This is a genomic window from Lactobacillus sp. XV31L (assembly GCF_059900865.1).
Window position 1 is genome coordinate 49,089 of the sequence record NZ_JBWXGC010000004.1, and the last position, 20,367, is coordinate 69,455.

21 protein-coding genes and 1 tRNA gene are annotated in these 20,367 nt (G+C 44.6%); 8 read left to right on the plus strand and 14 right to left on the minus strand.

The window, feature by feature from the left end; translation table 11 throughout:
* Positions 1-11: 11 nt before the first annotated feature.
* The gene (gene ykzS, locus AC2JF7_RS03655; RefSeq protein WP_500727385.1) at positions 12-194 is read right to left on the minus strand and encodes a protein YkzS; all 183 of its coding nucleotides are present in this window, start codon (positions 192-194) and stop codon (positions 12-14) included.
* A 192-nt stretch (positions 195-386) separates the two neighbouring features.
* Between ykzS and AC2JF7_RS03660 the strand changes: the two genes are divergently transcribed.
* Both AC2JF7_RS03660 and AC2JF7_RS03665 read left to right on the plus strand, forming a co-directional pair.
* Complete coding sequence (locus tag AC2JF7_RS03660) at positions 387-2,582, plus strand: ATP-dependent Clp protease ATP-binding subunit (protein WP_500727218.1); 2,196 nt, start codon at positions 387-389, stop codon at positions 2,580-2,582.
* A 116-nt stretch (positions 2,583-2,698) separates the two neighbouring features.
* Entirely contained in the window at positions 2,699-2,980 is a 282-nt protein-coding gene (locus AC2JF7_RS03665; RefSeq protein WP_500727220.1) for a DUF1827 family protein, read from the plus strand.
* Positions 2,981-3,020: 40 nt separating this feature from the next.
* Here AC2JF7_RS03665 and AC2JF7_RS03670 read toward each other — a convergent pair whose 3' ends face one another.
* On the minus strand, positions 3,021-4,592 hold the full coding sequence (locus AC2JF7_RS03670) for a peptide chain release factor 3 (protein ID WP_500727222.1): 1,572 nt from the start codon (positions 4,590-4,592) through the stop codon (positions 3,021-3,023).
* The gene (locus tag AC2JF7_RS03675; RefSeq protein WP_500727224.1) at positions 4,592-5,461 is read right to left on the minus strand and encodes a hemolysin family protein; all 870 of its coding nucleotides are present in this window, start codon (positions 5,459-5,461) and stop codon (positions 4,592-4,594) included. Before AC2JF7_RS03675 ends, AC2JF7_RS03670 begins: the two co-directional genes overlap by 1 nt.
* A gap of 99 nt (positions 5,462-5,560) precedes the next feature.
* Between AC2JF7_RS03675 and AC2JF7_RS03680 the strand changes: the two genes are divergently transcribed.
* Positions 5,561-6,022, plus strand: coding sequence for a hypothetical protein (locus AC2JF7_RS03680; protein WP_500727225.1), 462 nt, complete (start codon positions 5,561-5,563; stop codon positions 6,020-6,022).
* 5 nt (positions 6,023-6,027) lie between these two features.
* Here the strand turns inward: AC2JF7_RS03680 and AC2JF7_RS03685 are convergent, their stop codons facing one another.
* Both AC2JF7_RS03685 and recX read right to left on the minus strand, forming a co-directional pair.
* Positions 6,028-6,507 (minus strand): hypothetical protein, encoded by a 480-nt coding sequence (locus AC2JF7_RS03685; protein ID WP_500727227.1) that lies wholly within the window; start codon positions 6,505-6,507, stop codon positions 6,028-6,030.
* 9 nt (positions 6,508-6,516) lie between these two features.
* Positions 6,517-7,332, minus strand: a complete 816-nt coding sequence (gene recX / locus AC2JF7_RS03690; protein ID WP_500727229.1) for a recombination regulator RecX — start codon at positions 7,330-7,332, stop codon at positions 6,517-6,519.
* 127 nt (positions 7,333-7,459) lie between these two features.
* Between recX and rlmD the strand changes: the two genes are divergently transcribed.
* The gene (rlmD, locus tag AC2JF7_RS03695) at positions 7,460-8,836 is read left to right on the plus strand and encodes a 23S rRNA (uracil(1939)-C(5))-methyltransferase RlmD (protein WP_500727231.1); all 1,377 of its coding nucleotides are present in this window, start codon (positions 7,460-7,462) and stop codon (positions 8,834-8,836) included.
* Positions 8,837-8,878: 42 nt separating this feature from the next.
* Here rlmD and AC2JF7_RS03700 read toward each other — a convergent pair whose 3' ends face one another.
* Complete coding sequence (locus tag AC2JF7_RS03700) at positions 8,879-9,871, minus strand: alpha/beta hydrolase (protein ID WP_500727233.1); 993 nt, start codon at positions 9,869-9,871, stop codon at positions 8,879-8,881.
* 24 nt (positions 9,872-9,895) lie between these two features.
* Here AC2JF7_RS03700 and AC2JF7_RS03705 point away from each other — a divergent pair, with 24 nt between their 5' ends.
* Together AC2JF7_RS03705 and AC2JF7_RS03710 are read left to right on the plus strand one after the other, a co-directional pair.
* Complete coding sequence (locus AC2JF7_RS03705) at positions 9,896-10,180, plus strand: hypothetical protein (RefSeq protein ID WP_500727235.1); 285 nt, start codon at positions 9,896-9,898, stop codon at positions 10,178-10,180.
* A 122-nt stretch (positions 10,181-10,302) separates the two neighbouring features.
* Positions 10,303-11,067 carry a MerR family transcriptional regulator gene (locus AC2JF7_RS03710; RefSeq protein WP_500727236.1) on the plus strand — a complete coding sequence of 255 codons (765 nt, stop codon included), beginning with the start codon at positions 10,303-10,305 and terminating at the stop codon, positions 11,065-11,067.
* Positions 11,068-11,200: 133 nt separating this feature from the next.
* Here AC2JF7_RS03710 and AC2JF7_RS03715 read toward each other — a convergent pair whose 3' ends face one another.
* From AC2JF7_RS03715 to map, 6 genes are all read right to left on the minus strand, one after another.
* On the minus strand, positions 11,201-12,364 hold the full coding sequence (locus AC2JF7_RS03715; protein ID WP_500727239.1) for a hydroxymethylglutaryl-CoA synthase: 1,164 nt from the start codon (positions 12,362-12,364) through the stop codon (positions 11,201-11,203).
* Positions 12,364-13,575 (minus strand): hydroxymethylglutaryl-CoA reductase, degradative, encoded by a 1,212-nt coding sequence (locus AC2JF7_RS03720; RefSeq protein WP_500727241.1) that lies wholly within the window; start codon positions 13,573-13,575, stop codon positions 12,364-12,366. The genes AC2JF7_RS03715 and AC2JF7_RS03720 overlap by 1 nt, the downstream gene beginning before the upstream one ends.
* Positions 13,576-14,727 carry a thiolase family protein gene (locus AC2JF7_RS03725; protein ID WP_500727243.1) on the minus strand — a complete coding sequence of 384 codons (1,152 nt, stop codon included), beginning with the start codon at positions 14,725-14,727 and terminating at the stop codon, positions 13,576-13,578.
* 138 nt (positions 14,728-14,865) lie between these two features.
* Positions 14,866-15,777, minus strand: a complete 912-nt coding sequence (gene galU, locus AC2JF7_RS03730; protein WP_500727245.1) for a UTP--glucose-1-phosphate uridylyltransferase GalU — start codon at positions 15,775-15,777, stop codon at positions 14,866-14,868.
* A gap of 66 nt (positions 15,778-15,843) precedes the next feature.
* A complete protein-coding gene (locus tag AC2JF7_RS03735; protein ID WP_500727247.1) occupies positions 15,844-16,761 on the minus strand; it encodes a YihY/virulence factor BrkB family protein in 918 nt (305 codons plus the stop codon).
* A gap of 5 nt (positions 16,762-16,766) precedes the next feature.
* On the minus strand, positions 16,767-17,594 hold the full coding sequence (map, locus tag AC2JF7_RS03740; RefSeq protein WP_500727249.1) for a type I methionyl aminopeptidase: 828 nt from the start codon (positions 17,592-17,594) through the stop codon (positions 16,767-16,769).
* Positions 17,595-17,729: 135 nt separating this feature from the next.
* Between map and AC2JF7_RS03745 the strand changes: the two genes are divergently transcribed.
* Complete coding sequence (locus AC2JF7_RS03745; protein WP_500727250.1) at positions 17,730-18,176, plus strand: flavodoxin; 447 nt, start codon at positions 17,730-17,732, stop codon at positions 18,174-18,176.
* Positions 18,177-18,183: 7 nt separating this feature from the next.
* Complete coding sequence (locus tag AC2JF7_RS03750) at positions 18,184-18,702, plus strand: GtrA family protein (RefSeq protein ID WP_500727387.1); 519 nt, start codon at positions 18,184-18,186, stop codon at positions 18,700-18,702.
* A gap of 64 nt (positions 18,703-18,766) precedes the next feature.
* Here the strand turns inward: AC2JF7_RS03750 and wecB are convergent, their stop codons facing one another.
* Positions 18,767-19,909, minus strand: coding sequence for a non-hydrolyzing UDP-N-acetylglucosamine 2-epimerase (wecB, locus tag AC2JF7_RS03755; RefSeq protein ID WP_500727252.1), 1,143 nt, complete (start codon positions 19,907-19,909; stop codon positions 18,767-18,769).
* Between the two features lie 360 nt (positions 19,910-20,269).
* A tRNA-Arg gene (locus tag AC2JF7_RS03760) sits at positions 20,270-20,342 on the minus strand.
* Positions 20,343-20,367 lie beyond the last annotated feature (25 nt).

Genomic DNA, 20,367 nt, shown 5'->3' on the forward strand with positions numbered 1-20,367 from the left:
AGTTTACATCACTAAAATTCAGTCTTAGACTGCGAATAAACGATTTTACCACCACGCAGAGCCCTACCAGTTATATTCTGCCTTTTACCATAAGATCTCAAGGCAGCTTGGAAGGCAAAGGCTTCCTTAGGCTCAACTTCATAATGGTCAAGTTCGCCGCTTGCCAGCTGCTCAAGAATTATCTTGTAGTCCAAATATACCACCATTTCTTTCAAACTAAAACCAACTTTTACCTGCCTTAGCAAATTTTTCAATATTGCTCAGCTGTATTTTAGCATACCGTATATGCTTACAAAAAATAAGTTTTCGATACTTAGCACTTGATTATGGCGAGTGCTAATTATATAATTTAGTAAATGCAAAATATGATGAAAGGCGGTATCAAAATGCTTTGTCAAAACTGTCAAAAACGGCCCGCTTCCATTCACCTCTTCGCAAAGGTTAATGGACAAAGCCGCGAAATCAACTTATGTGGACAATGTTATCAAGAATTGAAACAACAAGGAAATATTAACATGAATAATGATAATAATGGCTTCTTCGGTGACTTTAACGATCTTTTCAACAGCTTTAATAATGGAGGCGTAAGCAATCCTGGTGAGCCTCGAATGAGCAATGGTGCAGGCAACACTACTAATGGGGGCAACGGCAACTCTCTACTGGGTCAATACGGCACAGACTTGACTGCTCTTGCAAAAAAAGGAAAGATCGATCCAGTTATTGGACGAGATAAGGAAATCGCCCGCGTCATTGAAATCCTAAATAGAAGAACCAAGAACAATCCTGTTTTAATTGGTGAAGCGGGCGTGGGTAAAACTGCTGTAGTCGAAGGACTCGCCCAGCAAATTGTGGATGGGTCAGTACCGGCAAAATTACAAGACAAGCGCATCATTTCACTTAACGTGGTTTCACTGGTTCAAGGAACGGGCATTCGTGGTCAGTTCGAACAGCGCATGCAGCAACTGATTAAAGAACTGCAAGACCATGACGATATCATCCTATTTATTGATGAAATTCATGAAATTGTCGGTGCAGGCAATGCTGAAGGCGGCATGGATGCAGGCAACATCATCAAGCCCGCCCTAGCCCGTGGTGACCTGCAGCTAGTTGGTGCAACCACCTTAAAAGAATACCGGGAAATTGAAAAAGACTCAGCCTTGGCCCGGCGTTTCCAACCAGTTGACGTTAAGGAGCCTTCAGTTAGCGAAACTATCCAGATTTTAAAGGGTATTCAAAAACGTTACGAAAGCTACCACCACGTTCACTACACCGATGATGCCATCAAGTCTGCAGCCGAACTATCTGAGCGTTACATCCAGGACCGCTTCCTGCCAGACAAGGCAATCGACCTGCTGGATGAGGCTGGATCGCGCATGAACCTTACTATTCCTATTGTTGATAAAGAAAAAATGAAGGAACGCATTGAAGCAGCCCAGCAGCTAAAGCAAGAGTCGCTCAAAAATGAAGACTACGAAAAAGCCGCATACTACCGCGACCAAATTGAAAAATATAATGAGATGAAGGATCAAAAAGTTGATCCTGACAAGTCGCCAGTAATTACCAATAAGATCATGAACAAGATTGTTGAAGAAAAGACTGGCATCCCCGTAGGTGATTTGCAAAAGCAGGAAGAAAACCAGTTGCAAAATCTGGCCTCTAATTTAAAGGCACACGTCATTGGCCAGGACAAGGCCGTTGACAAGTTAGCCCGGGCAATTAGACGCAACCGGATTGGCTTTAACAAGTCTGGACGGCCTATCGGCTCCTTTCTCTTCGTTGGTCCAACTGGTGTCGGCAAGACCGAACTAGCTAAACAACTGGCCAAGCAGATGTTTGGCTCTGAGAATGCCTTGATTCGCTTTGACATGTCCGAATACATGGAATCTTATTCTGTTTCCAAGTTGATCGGGTCTGCACCTGGGTATGTCGGCTACGAAGAAGCAGGCCAACTTACTGAACAAGTTCGCCGCCACCCTTACAGTTTGATTTTGCTGGATGAAATTGAAAAGGCTGATCCTGCTGTCATGAACATCTTTTTGCAAATTTTGGACGATGGGCGGCTGACGGATTCACAGGGACGGACTGTTTCCTTTAAAGATACAATCATTATCATGACGTCCAACGCTGGCCAAGGAATTAAAAATACTAGCGTGGGATTCACGGCGGAAAATGACCATGAAAAGCCTGATTCAGCTAGAAATTCAATGAGTCAATTCTTTAAACCTGAATTTTTAAACCGGCTGGATGAAGTGATCAAATTCAACGAATTAAGCAAGGAGGACCTGCTCAAGATTGTCAACTTAATGCTGGATGAGGTCAATGAAATGGTTAAGACTGAGGGCCTGCACATTACGGTTACTGATGAAGCTAAGGAAAAACTAGTCGAAGAAGGCTTCAATCCAGCAATGGGGGCTCGTCCACTGCGCCGGACGATTCAAGAAGAAATCGAGGATAAGGTAGCTGACTTCAAGCTCGACCATATGAATGCGAAAAACCTTTTGGCAAGCGTAGTAGACAAGCAGATTGTGATTGCAGAACAAGAAACTGCTCCGGTAGCTACTGATGGTGCAGAAACTGACTAACTTGGCCTTTAGGCACACATATTATTTTTAAATTAGTTGGTTTTTAAACCGAGAAAAATATTAACAATAGCGGTATACTTAATATATAGAACTACTAGAAGAAACGGGTGAAATCCATGCATTTGATAGATGTAACCAATAGTTATAGGGACCTAGTTCATAACCAGCTCAATACCACTAACGTTAACTACGTCAAGGTATACTCCTTGGGCAACACTTCCGTAATCTACACCGAAAGTGATGAGGCCATCGGTATTGTTTTAGAAAACCACAATCGGCGCATCCGCAAGGAAGAGACTGATTTTGTCATTGAACGATTAATCAAGGATCAGGATCCATCATACACGTTAACGGTTGATAGCAATCGGCGCGTCATCGAGATCCATATTGACAAGTAAAAAAGCTGGCATTTTTGCCAGCTTTTTTGTTTGCTTAAAATTATAATTTCTCAGTTAGTTTGACATTAGGGTACTTGTCCTGGAAGAAGCGTTCCGCAAACTGATTTTCAAAGAGAAAGAGTGGCTGATCATAGCGGTCCTTGACCAGCAAGTTGCGACTGTTTGACATCGCCGGATCAAGTTGGTCTGGATCAATCCACCGAGCCACGCGATGACCAATACTGGTCATTTCAACGTCAGAGTTATACTCATTCTTCATTCTGAATTTAAACACTTCAAACTGTAACTGGCCCACGGCTCCCAGAATATATTCATCGGTCTGGTAGTTGCGGTAGAGCTGAATTGCACCTTCTTGAACTAGCTGGGTCATTCCCTTATGGAAAGATTTCTGCTTCATCACATTCTTGGCGCTTACCCGTACAAACAATTCAGGCGTGAACTCTGGCAGTGGCTGGTAAACAATTTTGCGCTTGCCAGCATAAATACTGTCGCCAATTTGGAAATTGCCCGTATCATACAAGCCAACAATATCGCCGGCAACCGCATCTGTTACTTGAACGCGTTCACTGGACATGAATTCAGTTGCATTGTTCAAGCGGATTGGCTTGTCAGTCCGTGCTAGCGTCACATCAAGACCGCGCTTGAACTCGCCACTTCCCACTCTCACAAAGGCTATCCGGTCACGGTGGTGGGGGTTCATATTCGCCTGAACTTTAAAAACAAAACCGGAAAATTCAGGATCCTCAGGACTCAGTTCCTCTTCTTCATTCACTATATGACTTGCAGGTGACGGCGCTAACTTAACAAAACTTTCTAAAAAGGTCTCAACCCCAAAATTGGTCAAAGCCGAGCCAAAGAAGACGGATGTCTGGTCACCCTTAATGATCTTATCTTTGTTAAAGGTGTTGCCAGCTTCCTTGATTAATTCAACCTCAGCCAAGGTATCTTGAAATTGTAGATCCTGACTAAAAGGCTCGCTAGCAGACAAGTTGCCTTCTTGGTCTAATGGTAAAAAGCGGTCTGACCCATCCTTGTGGTAAAGCTCAACCCGATTGTTAGCCAAATCATAAAGACCCTGCAGAGTTTGACCTGACCCAATCGGCCAATTCATCGCCACACCTTCGATTCCAAGCAAGTCTTCCAGTTCGGCAATTAGGTCTAAGGGCGGTCGACCGTCACGGTCAAGCTTGTTCATGAAAGTAAAAATCGGAATACCGCGCTGCTTGACCACCTTAAATAATTTCTTGGTCTGGGGCTCAATCCCTTTGGCCGAGTCAATTACCATGACAGCTGAGTCCACAGCCATCAACGTTCGGTAGGTGTCCTCAGAGAAGTCCTCGTGGCCGGGCGTATCCAGAATGTTAATTCGTTTGCCCTGGTATTCAAACTGCATCACCGAACTGGTAACTGAGATACCACGCTGCTTTTCGATTTCCATCCAGTCACTTATGGCATAGTGACCCGTTTTACGTGCTTTAACTGTACCAGCACTCCGAATCACACCACCAAAAAGAAGCATTTGCTCTGTGATCGTCGTCTTCCCTGCGTCAGGATGCGAGATGATAGCAAATGTTCTTCGCTTATTTACCTTGTCAATAAGTTCTTCACCCATTAATTACTCTGTTCCTCTTCCTTATTTTCTTTTTCAGGAATTGTCAACAAGACTGTCAGTAGTCTTGACCGCATCATCCTGCGCGTGGTCAAAACCATGCCATTGTCCAATGTAACTGATAGCTTTTCACCCTTGGCCGGAATGATGCCCAGCTTGGTGATCATATAGCCAGCAATCGTATCGACATCTTCCATTTCTAAGTCGGTGCCGAATTCTTCGTTAAAGTCATCCAGCGGCATCTTGCCATAGATCACATACTTGTCTGGTGCGATCTTCTTTGACAAGACTTCGGTTCGGTCAACCTCATCGTCAATATTGCCCACAATTTCTTCGATTAGGTCTTCAATAGTGGCAAGGCCAACAACGCCGCCATATTCATCCGTCAAAACAGCAAGCTGCTGCTGAGTTTGCTGCATTTCAACTAGCAACTCGCCCAAGTCTGTTGTTTCGGGGGCAAAAAGGGGCGGATTCATCACATCTGCATAGTCAATCTGGTCAAAGCCCTTTTCTCGGGCCTTGCGCAAGACGGTCCGGATATGAATTATACCCACAATCTTGTCCTTGTCTTGCTGATAAACTGGGATGCGCGAATATGGCTCACGCAAAATTTCGTCCAGGTTATCCTGCAAACTATCATTGCAATCAACCATGAAGGCATCAATCCGGGGTACCATTACCTCTCGGACCATCCGTCCCTGGAAATCCAAAACTGCATTTAACATCGAAAACTCAGTATCACTAATCTCTTGTTGATCATGCAAGGCCGCTATTTCTTCGGTTAAGTGCTCTTTTGTTTCTTCATCGCTTGAAGGGGAAAATTTATTTTTAAATCGTTGAAATAAATTCCCCTCAGCAGGGTCGCTAGCCATATCTTTTGCTCTCTTTCTAAAAAACCAACTTAAGTAATAACATTATATCATGTACTTGCTTGATATGTTAGAATAGCACGTAAGAAATGAGGTCTCCCCATGAAAAAAAGTCATGTCTTACTTGTATTTACCTTCTTGCTGCTTATTCCCTACATCTGCAGCCTTACTATCATTGGCATTGGCTATGATGCACTTGTCTTGCACTCAGCCGACCTGTTCAGAACGACAATTGGCGCACTGGTTGGTGCGTTGATCATGTTTGCAATCAAGGCAACTATCCAGCGACCAGTCGACCTCTTAGCAGTAAAGGTTGATGATGGTTTGTTTAAGCAGCTTCTGCGCTTTTTCAGTATCAGAAGACGTCCTCTCTTGCAAATAACCAATGTATTCCTTGACTTTGTCTTGTGCTTTGCCGCTACCTTTGTTGTCCGAGAATTTCTCACATTGGACCAAATTGTGGGCCAGTCGGTTGGCATCGTCATGTTGGTCATGCTCTTGTCAACTTGCCTTGGAGCATACGTTGAATATGACAACTTATCCATTGATCCTAGACAGCACTAGCCCTTTTATTTAGTGGCCTGGAGGTATAGCCTCTGGGTCAATTTTTTTGTCCTCAAGTCCAAATCTTGCACGAAATATGGCGTTGGGCTATCGCCAGGATTTTCATAGACAGCTATGCCGTCTTCTGCAACTTCTGCTAAGAATGTTGATACAACCATGTTTAATGGCTGACTAAAAAAGGAAAGACTGGGCTGCGTACTCTCTTTTACAGCAACTTGCGCCTTAGGCAAGACAAAGCGTAGCAGGCCTTGTGGCACCTTAACTTGCACGGGCACAAGAATACCGTACCAGTACATGAAATTTTCTGGCCCGAAAACTACCATGCTGCTGCGTTTTTGACTTAACTGCAGGTCTGCTAAAAAGTTCTGAAAGACAGGATTTTGTTCCATTTCCAAATTGCACTTGCTAAAGGTCTTTTGCTCGTCCAGGAATTGGTCTGCAAAGGGCCGACCAACAAAAACTGTTTCTTCTTGTATTTTTTTCATTAATAGCTCCTAATATTCTGCCAACTCGCCCAAGGGAATAACTTCCCCCGCCAAAAAAGAATCGATTTCATTACTGCTAAACCCATGCGTATACAAGTAGGTGCGCATCTTTTGCTGGCGCTGGCTTTCAGGCAAACGTCGAAATCGTTTATAAGCCTTCACTCCCTGCTTTTTGAGGGCTTCTACTTGCTCGTCTGCATCTGTTTGTAAGTCCGCCTCCCCGATAATCATATCAGCAAGCGCACCCGAAAAGCCATGGCTCATGAGCTTGGTGCGCATCTTGCGCTCAAGTTCGCGCTGGGACAAGCGGCCTACCTTGCTCTTCATTGACTTAAGGACCCGCAGCCCGGTATCAAGCCATTCCTCATCAGCCACACTTTCAAGTTCCACCTGTACCAGTTCAGGTGCCACCCCCTTTTGGGCCATCTTGCGACTTAAGCTGAGCGGGCCATCCGTTCCGATTCGCAAACTTTGCTTAATTGCCAGGTCAACGTACTTGCGGTCATCCAAAAAGCCCATTTCAGTCAATTGAGCAACAGCATTTTGGGCTGCTTGTTCATCTATTTCATGCTTGTTTAAGTACTGCAGGACTTCAAAGACCGTTCGCGGCTCATAGCTCAAAAAGCTTGAAGCTATGTTGGTGGCCTTGGCATCAGCGTCAAAAGACTTGACTTGTGCCACTTTTTCATCTGTTAACTCCTGCCCCTTGAGCAGGACAAATTCAGCCACCGTCTGTTCACTAGCCGAAAATGCGTACTGGTCATCCAAAAATATGTTATAGCGACCGGGGCGCTTTTGGGCGCTTACTTTAGTAATAATTGGCATCTTGGTCCACCTTTCTATTTGCTTATCTTTATGCTAGCAAATTTCTTTCCTTCTTGCTAAAAAGTTTTACCAGGGAGTACAATAAATTATTAACCTTTAACCTTTTATTATTGTAGAAAGAAAAATTATGGCAAGAAAATTTAACCATCAGGAAACACGTGAAAAAGACGTTATCATTACGATTAAACGCATCGGCATCAATGGCGAGGGCATTGGCTACTACCGCAAAAAAATTATTTTTATTCCAGGAGCCTTGCCCGGAGAAGTTGTCGTAGCCAAAATCAACGAAGAATTTCCCCATTATATCCAGGGAGAACTAATTCGGATTAAGGAAAAGAGTCCCGATCGGGTACCCTTCCCCCGCGGTGTTGATCCAGCTATTGGCGGCTTGGAATTAGCCCACCTATCCTATGACAAGCAACTGGAATTTAAACGTGACAATGTGCTTGAAGCCTTGAATAAGTTCCGCCCCCGCGGTTTTAGCAAGTATAAGGTTAAAAAGACCATTCCCGCACCAGATCCGTGGCACTACCGTAACAAGGCCCAGTATCAAATAGAGCAAGATCACGGCCAAGTCAAGCTGGGGCTTTTTGCACCAAATTCGCATGAGTTGTATGACCTGCCTATAATGCCGACGCAAAGTAAGGCAACCCAGGAAACTGAACGGCACATCAAGGAATTGGTTGAGCACTTGCACGTCCCGATTGCTGACCCCTACCGTCATTTTGACGGCTTAAAAACGATTGTCGTGCGTCAAGCAGAAGCAAGCAAAGAAATCCAAGTTACACTCATCACTGTGGGGCGGATTTTGAAAAACTTGCCCGCACTTAGCCGCGAAATCATGAAGCTGCCTAATGTTGTCAGCCTTTATCAAAACGAAACCGATTGGCGCAATCCGCAAGTCTGGGGCAACAAGACTGAAAAACTGGCTGGGCAAAATCAAATTATTGATGATATCTTGGGAAAGAAGTTTGCCTTGTCCCCACGTGCTTTCTTCCAGCTTAACCCAGTTCAAACTGCCACCCTTTATTCACGTGCACTCAAGTTTTTGGACTTGTCAGCTGAAGACACGCTGATTGATGCTTATAGTGGGGTTGGTACGCTCGGAATTCTGGCTGCTGACCACGTCAAGCAGGTAATCGGCATCGAGACAATTCCTGAAGCAGTTGAAGATGCCAAGCACAATGTCCAGCTCAACCATATTAGGAATGCTGATTATATCCAAGGCAGCGTTGAAAAGGTGCTGCCTGAGCTTGAACAAGACGGTGTTCCAATTGATGCGCTGATTGTGGACCCGCCTAGGACAGGTCTAGCCAAGAGCTTGATCAAGACTCTGCTCAAGGTCAAGCCGCGTACCTTCGTCTATATTTCTTGCAATCCGTCAACGCTGGCCCAGGACTTGATCTTGCTCAGTGAAGCATACAACGTCCGCTTAATCGAAAATGTGGACATGCTGCCGCAGACCCCGCGCTGTGAATGCATCGTCAAGTTAACCTTGCGCTAAGTAAAAAGTTGCCGTAATAACGGCAACTTTTTTGTTTGACAATTATTTAATATATTTAGCCAAAAAATTGCTAATGCGCCTGCGGTATTCCTTAGGGTGGTCAGCAAATGACTTGGCATGCTTGGACTTAGGTGCAACCCATAGTTCTTTTGGCCCTCTTGTGGCCTTGTAGTTGCTGTAAACCATTTTTGTAGGAACAAAGTTGTCACGAGCACCGTGGATAAACAGCATTGGCCGGTGGTTCTGGTGCAATTGGTTGACACTGGAGGCATCGCCCATGAAATAGCCTACCTTGGCCCGGTTAATCCCGCTAAGAATTTCAACTAACGGAAAGCGGGGAAACGCTGGTAAATTATAGAGTGCCTTGGCTTCGTGTTCAATCTCGTCCTTGACACTGGTATAGCCACAGTCTTCAACAAAGGCCTTGACCTGGTGCGGCAGTTCTAGCCCACTTGCCATCATTGCGGTAGAAGCACCCATGCTCAAGCCATAGACTACAATTTGCTGCTTGGGGCCCTTTTGAGTTAGCAGCAGATTTATCCACTTTTTGACGTCATCTTTTTCCGGCCAACCATAACCAATATACTTGCCTCCACTGGCCCCTTGCGCTCGTGGATCTGGGGTAAGTGTGTTATAGCCTAGCTGGTGAAAGAGTGCATCATATTCAGCCATGTCCTCCTTAGTATCCATATACCCTGGCAAAACGATGGCAGTCTTGTGCGAATTTGCGTGCGGAATATAATTAGCAACCAGCTCGTATTGCTTGTCGGCTGACTTAATATGCCACTTTTGCTTGGATGTCTTTTTAAACCAAATCTTTTCCTGGTATAGAGGATCGGACTTCTTAATCACCTTGCTGGATGAACTTAAAAAGCTCTTGGGTCCTGGAACACAGGCAACCTTAAAAAAGTAAAAACCTGCAGCAGTGAATGCCACAGCTATTAACAAAATGATTGTAACTAGTGAAAGCCATAGCTTTTTGTGTTTCAATTGATTAAACCACCTTTTCCAAAAACAATACTTATAGTATAACATTTTTATTTCATATAGGATAATGTGATGCGACTAACGGATTTATTGCAATTAACCAACGATCTAAACAAAGAGACAGCTTTTTATTTAACCATTCAAGGCCAAACAAAGCCCTTGGCCAAATTAAAAATCTCAAGCAGTGCATGTACGCTCTATCCCGGCAGCAAGCCCGTTACTAAGGGTAAACTAACCCAGCTAGTCAAAAATTTGCACGGCCGGAGCATTCCCATATATATTCAAAGTGAGGGGGAAAAACTTCCAATCTACGGAATTCAGATTCAGCCTGAAAAGAATGCTGTCTGCCTGACCTAAAAGCTGCTGCACTCAAAGCACAAGCGATTTTGGTGCTTCTTTTAAATTGCCTATTATTTTCTTCTTGACCTTGACGCAGCGTCAGCCTCTATAATCATTTTTGCAAGTGAGGTAACTTAATCATGTCATATTCAATCACAGAATTAGCCCAGCTAGCAGGCACTTCAACCAGAACGCTTCGTTTCTATGAGCAAAAGGGATTATTAAAAGCGCACCGCAATCCTCAGAATAATTACCGCTACTATGATGAAGCTGAAGTTGACCGCCTCCAAAAGATTCTGTTCTTAAGGCTATTTGACCTGCCTTTAGACCAGATCAAGAAGGTTTTGGATGATTCTGAAATCATGCAATACCAAACCTTGGCTGCCCAACGCCAAAAAATGATCCTTGAGCAGCAACGATTGGCCGACTTGATTACTAGTTTAGACAAAACACTTGCAAGTATGAAAGGAGTATCAAAAATGAGTGATACAGAAAAATTTGCGGCCTTTAAAACCAAGGCCCTTGATGACAATGACCACAACTACGGGCAAGAAATTCGGACAAAATATGGCGAGCAAGCAGTTTCCGCAAGCTACCAAAAGTATCGCGCTTTGACAAGGACTGAAATGACCCACTTAGACGAAGTCACCCAACAAATATTGACAGAATTGCGACCCCTGGTTGGCACCAGTGACTTGGACCAAGAGGCGGCCAAGCACCTTTTCGAACTACACCGGGAATTTTTACAAGCTACTTGGCCAAGCGGCCTATATTCACCTAAAGCACACCGGAGCATGGCAGCAATGTATGTTGTTGATGACCGTTTTAGTAAATACTATGAAAAGGGTACCGGAAAAAAGCAGGCCGCTGCCACCTTAAAAGCAATTATTGACCATTACGCTTAAAATATTTTTGTTTTAAGTAAAATACATAAAAACCACAATTACGACACGAAACATTTCCAGGTTAAGGAATTTTTCTTGCTAATTGTGGTTTTTGCTTTAGTTAAATTATATTAGTAAAGACAGGCAATAATTTTTACTTTTGCTTGTATTGGCGAACATGGTTCTTCGTTCCAGCAAAGTACCAGTAACCTGCCTCTTCATCACTTGCTAGTTCCTGGTTATCTTCTGGCAAACGCAAGGCCTCGGTAAAGATTTGCTCGTAGTCTTGGATGTCTAGCTTTTGCCTACGCGCAATCATTTCTTGATCTCTCTTGTCATTTAAAACTTGCTCATAGCCGGCAATCAGTTGGCCCGCATAAAATTCGCCCATTGCTCCAGACCCATATGAAAACAGTCCCACCTGTGCACCTGCCTCTAAGTGCCCATTTTCAAGAAGACTGAGTAAGCTCAAATAGAGCGAGGCCGTATAAATGTTACCAACATTTTGACTAAAGAAGGCCGAAGCAGTAAAGCTTGCTTGCAAACGCTGGACCGTTTTTTCATCCTGACCAGCAATTGCCAACTTATTAGCCTTTAAACCCATTTTAACGAAGGGCAAATGATAGATCAAGGCGGCAAAATCGCTAGTAGAGCTACCAGTCTGGGCGCAATAATCAGTAAACGTTCGCTTGAAAAAGTCGAGGTAAACTTCGGTTGAATACTTGCCATCTACCATGGCAAGCGCAGAATCATTTGGCCGCCAAAAGTCATTGATATCTGCACTATAGGCGCTGTGATTTGCTTTAAGCGTCATAATCCGGGGCTGGGCCTTGACCAGCACGCTCACGCTACCGGCTCCTTGAGTTACTTCGCCACTAGTTTTAATTCCATACCGGGCAATATCACTGCCAATCACAATGGCACTACGGTCTGGGTGAAGCCGCACATAGTCGCTGGCAATCATAATGCCAGCAGTCATCCCAAAACAAGCCTCCTTGATTTCAAAAGTACGGACATCAGGAGCCAGTTGCAGCGCGCTTTTAACAAACAAAGAGGCTGACTTGGACTGGTCAACGCCGCTTTCCGTACCCATTAAGAGTAGTCCTACCTGTTGGCGATCAACTTGCTTAAGGTAACCCAGTGTAGCGTTAATACCCATGGACACGGCATCTTGCGTCTGGTCAGCAAGGCTCATTCGACTTTGACCAATGCCAATCAGGTACTTATTGGGGTCTACCTGGCGCGCGTGTGCCAGGTCAACCATGTCGACATATTTATTCGGTGTATAAAAACCGATTTGATCAATTCCAACTTCCATTACTTTTCCTCCCTGATTTGCTCCAATATCTCTTGGGCTGCAGACTGCGAATAGTTTTTTTGTGCAATCATCAGTTGCACTACGGCTGCCTTTTCTGCAGTAGTTGCATTGAGACCAGCCACAATATTTCGTGCTTGCAACTTCATGTGTCCTTCTTGGATACCAGTCGTTGCGATTGCCAAGAGTGCAGCCAGGTTGTTGGCTAGGCCAACAGCTGCAATGATGCCTGCTAGTTCACCGCTTTTGATGCCAGCACCCAGAATACGGTAGTTCTGCTGGACATCCTGACGTGCATTAATCGATCCGCCCACGGTACCAATGGCAAGTGGCAAAGTTATACGTCCCACCAAGTCTCCGCCATCTACTTGCCATGTACTGAGACTGCTATACTTACCGCTTTTATTAGCCCAAACACCGCAAGCCGCTTCAACTGCACGAGTGTCGTTGCCTGTTGCCAGCAGCACACTGTCAACGCCATTCATGATGCCCTTGTTATTGGTTACTGCCCGCCAGGGGTCTGTTTGCCCAATTTTGCTTAAAAGAGCAATCCGCTCGGCCACGGCATGGCCACCTAGAACCTCAGCACTCACCCTAACCTTCGCTTGCGTTAACTGGCTAGGGTAATTAGACAAAATGGCAAATAATTTAGTCGTAATTCCTGCGCACTGGACAAAATTGGCAGCCATAAATTCTAAAATAGCATTGGCTCGGTTGGCCCCCATTGCTTCGGCTGGATCAATCAGAACTTTGAGAAAGACCAGAGCAGACTGATGGTTCATTTCGATTGTCCTGACACCGCCGCCATGCTTAACCAAGCTGGCAAACTTTTGATTGGTTTGGGCAATTATATTGGGAAAAGCTTTTTCAAATTCATTGACATTAAAGTCTGAACAGGCCTTTAAGACAATCTGCCCATAAATGCCTTCGCGATGACTAACTGCAGTCACACCGCCGCACTGAGCAAAGAGGCTAGCGCCATGATTAGCTGCTGCTACCACTGAAGGTTCCTCAGTCACCATGGGGACTTTATAATCGTGCCTATTAACGCGCAAGCTTTTAATGAGGCCCACGGGCAGCTCCAATTTGCCCACTACATTCTCACTTAAGCGGTCCAGGCGGTGCAAGTCATCAACAGGCACATCAACTAATTCAACGCCCTGCTCCTTGAGCCAAAGTCGCCGGTCTTCTGGTGTTAATTCATAAAACTTCATTTAAAAATCGCGCACCACTTCACATGCTATTGCTTGGCCGCCTCCAATGCAGAGGGTAACCAGCGCCCTTTGTCCATTACCTTTGTGCAAGGCATTGACGGCCGTACCAACCAAGCGCGTACCCGTAGCTGCAAGCGGGTGCCCTAGAGCAATTGCCCCGCCAGAGATATTCAGTTTCTCTTGTGGAATTTCCAGTGCTTGAGCTAGTGCTACACTTGGCGCTGCAAACGCTTCATTGACTTCAACCAGATCGTAGTCTGCAATGCTGCCGCCAGTTTGCAGCAATAGCTTGTGCACAGCAAAATAAGGGGCAAAGCCCATGTAGTCTGGATCAGTACCGGATTCTGCATAAGCTCCAATCCGGGCAAGCGGCACCAGTCCCAAGTCCTCTACCTTTGAAGCCGAAGCCAAAATCACCATACTGGCTCCATCGCTTAGTGGTGAAGAGTTGCCTGCTGTGACCAAGCCCCCATCTTTAAAGGCTGGCTTAAGCTGACCAAGAGCAGCCATACTGGTGTCTGGGCGAACAGTCTCATCCCGGTTGATTATTTGACCAGCAACTTTCAATGGAATAATTTCACTATCAAAATAGCCTTGGTCTGCTGCATGCGCTGCTTTTTGGTGCGACTCAAGGCTGTATTCATCCATTTCTAGGCGTGATACATGGTACTTAGCTGCAACGTTTTCTGCAGTTAAACCCATATGCATGCCAGAGAATGCATCAATCAAACCGTTATCCATCATCTCACTGTGCAGGTTAGTATTCGTCTGATCGCGGGAATAAAAAACAGCATTAGTCATGCTTTCGCTACCCCCAACTGCAACTAGGTCCAAGTCACCTAGTTCCATCTGACCCTGAGCAAGACGCAGCGCCTTCAGGCTCGAGCCACAGACTTCGTTAATCGTAACACTGCTGCTTGTTTCGCTCATTCCAGCGCCAAGGGCAACCTGCCGCGCCATATTTTGGCCCAGGCCTGCTCCTAGTACGTTGCCCATAAACAAGGCATCAAGTTCGCCGGCGCTTAAATCAATGCTTTTTAATGTTTCATTTAGGGCTAGTTCACCCAAACCAACTGCATCTTGACCAGCCCACAATCCGCGGTAACGACCAAAGGGCGTCCTTTTAGCTGCAACAATAAAAATATCCTTCATTAATCCCTCTCCCTTATAAAAAGAGTCATCTTACACGGTACATCTTACCCAAATTTGCTGTTCAGCAATAGTAATTGTCCCGACATTAAGAAAAATTTTAATCAAAAAGGAGCCACGAACTTGTGACTCCTTGTAAAATTACTTATTGTTTTTTGATTTTTTTTCATCATTGGCTTGCAGGCGTTGGCCCAAGTCAATAATGTAGTGGCGCAAAGCATCCTTGGTTTCAGGATGGTTCAAGCCATATTCAATTGAGGTTTCCAGGTAGCTTTCTTTGTTACCAACATCGTGCCGAATTCCCTTGAAGACATGAGCAAAAACGCGCTGCGTCTTGTTCATCGTGTCAATTGCATCAGTCAGCTGGATTTCACCACCCTTGTCTGGTTTTTGATCAGCCAAGATCCCAAAAATTTCCGGCGTTAACAGGTAGCGGCCAATGATGGCATAGTCACTAGGAGCCTGGTCGACAGCCGGCTTTTCCACAAAAGACTTGACATTAATCAAGCCAGGCATATTTTCGCTCTCAGGCTCAATCACTCCGTACTTAGAGACTTCTTCATGCGGAACCGGCATAACTGCAATGGTCGAGGCATGGGTCTCATTATAGCGGTCGATCAACTGCTTGGTTAGTGGCACCTTATCCATCATGAGGTCATCGCCGAGCATGACAATGAAGGGTTCATCCCCGACAAAGCTGCGCCCGCGTGCAATTGCATCCCCCAAGCCTGCTGGATAAGGCTGTCTGGTATAGTAGATATTAATTCCTAAGTGAGTAATGTCTTGCGACATTTTCAACAGGCCCGTCTTGCCCTTTTCTTGCAAATTCTGCTCAAGTTCAGGGTTAGAATCAAAGTGGTCTTCAATTGGCCGCTTGTTCTTGCCAGTTACAATCAAGATGTCTTCAATACCAGAGTTTTTAGCCTCTTCAACAATAAATTGAATGGTTGGCTTATCCACAATTGGCAGCATTTCTTTGGGCATTGCCTTGGTTACAGGCATAAACCGCGTACCTAGTCCGGCAGCGGGAATAATTGCTTTCCTTACTTTCATAGCTTGTACACTTTCTGTTAAACTTTTAAAACTTAATATAGCAAATTTAGCAAGATAGTTCCACTTTTACCGGTGCCGCTTGCTCTGAACATATTCGGCCAGTCGGCCCATCGAATATTGCACCTCACCATAGTTAAGTGCCACGATTGCCGCATTAACACAGGTACCTAACAAGAACACAACCGAAGCTATGTTGAGCCAAAGCATAAAGATGATAAAGGTGCCAATAATGCCGTAATTTTCCCAGCTAATGTGAAAGTTATGCAGATAAAAACTGAACAGCCAGGATAATAACAACCAACCAACAAGAGTCGTGAAGACACCTGGCCAAATAACCTTCTTTTTAAGCTTGATATTGGGCAAGAAGTAATTCAAGTAATACAGGGCACCAATCAGCGTGATAATGACAACTGGATAACGGTAGCTAAAAACGCGTTCGATTTCGCCAACTGAAAAAGAAAAGATCGGTCGCAGAAACTCCAGTATCTGCTGGCCAAAGATAAAGGTTAAACTGAGCAAGGTGAAGATAACAATCATCAAGTTGGTCAACATAATCGTAATCGACCTAGTCCACACAGTTACTTGCCACTTTTGCCGGAGTTCAATCTTGCGCACGCCATATATCCGGTTCATCCCGATTCGAATTGCATTGACCAATGATGAAACCGACCAAAGCGCAAGCAAGATACCAAAGGAAATATAGCCGGTCGAGTTGCTTTTTAAGAGCGAGTTGATAATTGGCATAATAAATGCTGCTATTCGATCAGGAAAAATCAGCTTCAAGTAGCTGGCAATTGGTGCTGTATTGATGTCGAACAGGGGTAATATGTTACCAATAATAATAATTAACGGAAAAATTGAGAACAAAATATAATAAGCGATTGCGATTGCGCTCGTCAAAACTTCCCCTTGCGTAAACTTAAGGGACAGCTCCTTATAAAACTGTGTAATCCGTCGTCCGACTGTTCCAACTTTTCTACCCATTCACTCTAGTCATCCATTTCGTCAAAATGAGGCAGGTATTTTTCATAACCATCATATGGCTTCTGCAAGGTCAGGATCTTTGGACCATCCTTGGTGATGGCAAAAGTGTGTTCAAACTGGGCCGACTTAGACCCATCTGGTGTAGCATAAAAAACCCAATCATCATGCGGATCAGCAACTGACTTTTGCTCAATGCGCCAGTCGCCACCAGCTTCCACCATAGGCTCACAGGTAATGGTCATGCCTTCGCGCAAGCGCAGACCATGGCCAGCTTTGCCCCAGTGCGGCACTTCTGGGTCTTCGTGAATAGTTGGCTGAATTCCATGCCCCACTAATTCTTTAACATCGCCATAGTTGTGCTCATCTTCAACATAATGTTGAATAGCAGCTCCAATATCGCCGATGCGGTTGCCTAAAACTGCTTGGTCAATGCCTAAGTACATTGCCTTTTTGGTTACTTCCATCAAGTCACGATCTTCGACAGAAATTTTACCTACTGGATAAGTCGTGCATGAATCTGTCTCAAAGCCATCAAGGTTGCACGTAACATCAACCTTGACCAGGTCGCCTTCTTTTAAGATTGTATCCCTGCGCGGAGTGGCGTGAGCAATTTGGTCGTTAACCGAAATGCAGGTCCCATACTTGTAACCTTCAAAGCCCTGCTCAGATAGGCGGCCACCGCGACTTTTAACAAACTTTTGACAATACTCTTCAATCGCCCAAGTGGTGATGCCAGGCTTAATCACGTCCCACAGCCCTTCAAACATTGACGCTAGCAGGTGGCCAGAAGCCTGCATGCCCTTAAGTTCTCGAATGGATTTAATTGTTATCAAAATTCAACTTCTCCTCTATAAAATGATCTTTATGTACATTATAGCGTTTTTTAAAAGTTTACTAAAGGGTTTCATCTAGCAAGCAAAATTAGGTATAATGTTATGATAAATGTATATATGAAAGGTATGAGGAACGTGAAGGCGAAAATTGTCTACGCTAGCATGACTGGCAATGATGCTGATATGGCAGAAATTTTAGAAGAGGATTTGCAGGACCTGGGCTTTGATGTCGATACTAGTGAGGCCGAATTCACTGATGCTAGCGACTACTTAGATAGTGATTTGTGCATCTTTGTAACCTATACCTATGGTGAGGGCACAATGACTGACGAGGTGGCAGACTTTTACGCCCAGCTCCAAGAGTTAGACTTAAGTGGCAAACATTTTGCCGTAATGGGCAGTGGAGACATGGTCTACGCTGATCATTTTTGCGAAAACGTTTATGACTTTGAAAAGATGTTTAAGCAAGTTGGCGCCCAGGAATTAACCAAGCCGGTAACAATTGAAAATGCACCTGACGATGAAGCAATTGAACTCATTGATAATGCCGCCCAGGAAATGGCTGATCAGTTAAATGGTTAAAGACAAAATGAATAATACCAGCAAGTTCAACTCAACTGAGGATCCCCACATTCACTCCTTAGCCCAAACAGTGGTCAAGCGTCATCGCAACCTGTTTGTATACATGATCTTTGGTTTTATCGCTGCACTCATCAATACCGTCGTTTTTATGGCCTTGCACAAGTGGGGTCATAGCGCGCTATTGATTTCCAATACGATCGCATTTGTGGTTTCTAATTTGGCGTCCTTTGTTTTTAACCAAAAGGCGGTTTTTATTAATAATGTTGACCGCGACCATTCCACTTGGCACAAATTAATTGTCTTCTTCACCTACCGCATTATCAGCCTTATCCCAGATAGCTTAATTATGCTGGTGGGACTGTCTTGGTTGAATTTGAATGCCTTGCTAGTTAAGATTATCGACCAGCTCTTGGTCGGCATCTTCAACTACCTGACCACGCGCTCAGTCTTTCAGGCCCAAGAGAAGACCATGATTGAACGCGCTAAGGCCCGCATCAAGTCACATACTGATAACAAGTCAAAATAAGCAAAAAGTCCAAAACCTAAGTTGGTTTTGGACTTTTTTAATGCAGTTTGCTCATCCCTTACTTTTATTCAAAGTCTTGGGGACGCTTGCCCCTTTGATTAGAAAAGTAGTATGCAATGGCATCCATGATTCGATCAGCAGCGTGTCCATCACCGTATGGATTCTTGGCATTGGCCATCTGATCATACATCTTTTGATTTTCCAGGAGATCTAGCATGGCGGTGCGAACTCCCTCCACTTGAGTTCCTACTAACTTCAAGGTGCCTGCCTCTACACCTTCCGGACGTTCAGTTGTATCTCGTAGAACAAGGACTGGCTTGTTGAGCGCTGGAGCTTCTTCTTGGACGCCACCTGAATCAGACATGATAAAGTAACTGCGCTTGATCAAGTTGTGAAAGTCAACCACATCAAGGGGCGCAATCAAGTGAATCCGTTCATCGTTACCCAAAATTTCGCGGGCAACTTCTTGCACCTTAGGCGATAGGTGGACCGGGTAGATGATTTCTACATCATCATGGCTGTCCACCACCTGTTTCATCACCTTGAATACTCGCCGCATCGGTTCTCCTTGGTTTTCGCGGCGGTGCATCGTTACCAGAATTATCTTATGCCCTGGTCTGATCACATCCAGCACCTCGTGGTGGTAGTCTTTTTGAACAGTCTGCTGTAAGGCATCAATTGCTGTGTTGCCCGTAACAAAGATATTTTGGGCACTATGATTCTCTTTGAGCAAGTTATCCTTGCTCATTTGCGTTGGCGCAAAGTAGAGATCGGTCAAGTCATCCGTCATCTGCCGGTTCATTTCTTCTGGAAAAGGCGAATACTTATTCCACGTGCGCAAGCCTGCTTCCACGTGGCCAAGTGGACACTGCTGGTAAAAGCTAGCCAAACCCGCAGCAAAGCTAGTAGTCGTGTCACCATGAACCAAAACAATATCAGGTTCTTCCGCCTTAATCACATCTGCCATGTCGAGCATTACCTTGGAGGTTATTGCCCCAAGCGACTGGTTCTTCTTCATAATATTGAAGTCATAGTCTGGCTTGATGTTAAAAATAGCAAGTACCTGGTCCAACATTTCGCGGTGTTGGGCAGTCACCACGGTTATCTCTTCAAAGCGTTCATCTGCTTGCAGCTTTAGTACCAGCGGAGCCATCTTAATGGCTTCAGGACGGGTACCAAATACCATCATTACTTTAATTTTTGTCATATAAGCCTCCACTTTAATATTAATAAATTGATGTCTAAAAGACAAGATGATGTGGTTTAATTATTAGTAAAACATAACTAAGGAGAACAAATTGCACTACCACTTTGCCTTATTGCTTATAACTGGATTGTTAATTGTCATCGCTAGCTTCAGCTTCGTTTTCAGTTTTGACTATAAAAGGACGCGCAAAAACCGCCGTATTTTGCTTTTGACGGCAATTGGGGGATTTGTTTTTATTGCTGTCTTAATTGCAATTTTAATGCGTTGGCCCGTGAGATAAAATAAAAATCGCACTGCTTTTTTATGAGTAGCGCGATTAATTAATAGCCCAATACTAGTAATAAATATACTTCCAAATTATGACCCCGGTGAGATTCGAACTCACCTCTACGGTTTAGGAGACCATTGTTCTATCCAGATGAACTACAGGGTCGTACGAAATTAACTTTACCAAACAC

Coding starts and splice junctions, on each gene's coding strand:
- galU (WP_500727245.1), bottom strand. CDS start 15,777: ATGAAAGTAAGGAAAGCAATTATTCCCGCTGCCGGACTAGGTACGCGG.
- AC2JF7_RS03660 (WP_500727218.1), top strand. CDS start 387: ATGCTTTGTCAAAACTGTCAAAAACGGCCCGCTTCCATTCACCTCTTC.
- AC2JF7_RS03675 (WP_500727224.1), bottom strand. CDS start 5,461: ATGGCTAGCGACCCTGCTGAGGGGAATTTATTTCAACGATTTAAAAAT.
- rlmD (WP_500727231.1), top strand. CDS start 7,460: ATGGCAAGAAAATTTAACCATCAGGAAACACGTGAAAAAGACGTTATC.
- AC2JF7_RS03685 (WP_500727227.1), bottom strand. CDS start 6,507: ATGAAAAAAATACAAGAAGAAACAGTTTTTGTTGGTCGGCCCTTTGCA.
- AC2JF7_RS03705 (WP_500727235.1), top strand. CDS start 9,896: ATGCGACTAACGGATTTATTGCAATTAACCAACGATCTAAACAAAGAG.
- wecB (WP_500727252.1), bottom strand. CDS start 19,909: ATGACAAAAATTAAAGTAATGATGGTATTTGGTACCCGTCCTGAAGCC.
- AC2JF7_RS03735 (WP_500727247.1), bottom strand. CDS start 16,761: ATGGGTAGAAAAGTTGGAACAGTCGGACGACGGATTACACAGTTTTAT.
- AC2JF7_RS03750 (WP_500727387.1), top strand. CDS start 18,184: ATGAATAATACCAGCAAGTTCAACTCAACTGAGGATCCCCACATTCAC.
- AC2JF7_RS03720 (WP_500727241.1), bottom strand. CDS start 13,575: ATGAAGTTTTATGAATTAACACCAGAAGACCGGCGACTTTGGCTCAAG.
- AC2JF7_RS03670 (WP_500727222.1), bottom strand. CDS start 4,592: ATGGGTGAAGAACTTATTGACAAGGTAAATAAGCGAAGAACATTTGCT.
- AC2JF7_RS03665 (WP_500727220.1), top strand. CDS start 2,699: ATGCATTTGATAGATGTAACCAATAGTTATAGGGACCTAGTTCATAAC.
- AC2JF7_RS03715 (WP_500727239.1), bottom strand. CDS start 12,364: ATGGAAGTTGGAATTGATCAAATCGGTTTTTATACACCGAATAAATAT.
- AC2JF7_RS03710 (WP_500727236.1), top strand. CDS start 10,303: ATGTCATATTCAATCACAGAATTAGCCCAGCTAGCAGGCACTTCAACC.
- AC2JF7_RS03680 (WP_500727225.1), top strand. CDS start 5,561: ATGAAAAAAAGTCATGTCTTACTTGTATTTACCTTCTTGCTGCTTATT.
- AC2JF7_RS03725 (WP_500727243.1), bottom strand. CDS start 14,727: ATGAAGGATATTTTTATTGTTGCAGCTAAAAGGACGCCCTTTGGTCGT.
- AC2JF7_RS03700 (WP_500727233.1), bottom strand. CDS start 9,871: ATGTTATACTATAAGTATTGTTTTTGGAAAAGGTGGTTTAATCAATTG.
- recX (WP_500727229.1), bottom strand. CDS start 7,332: ATGCCAATTATTACTAAAGTAAGCGCCCAAAAGCGCCCCGGTCGCTAT.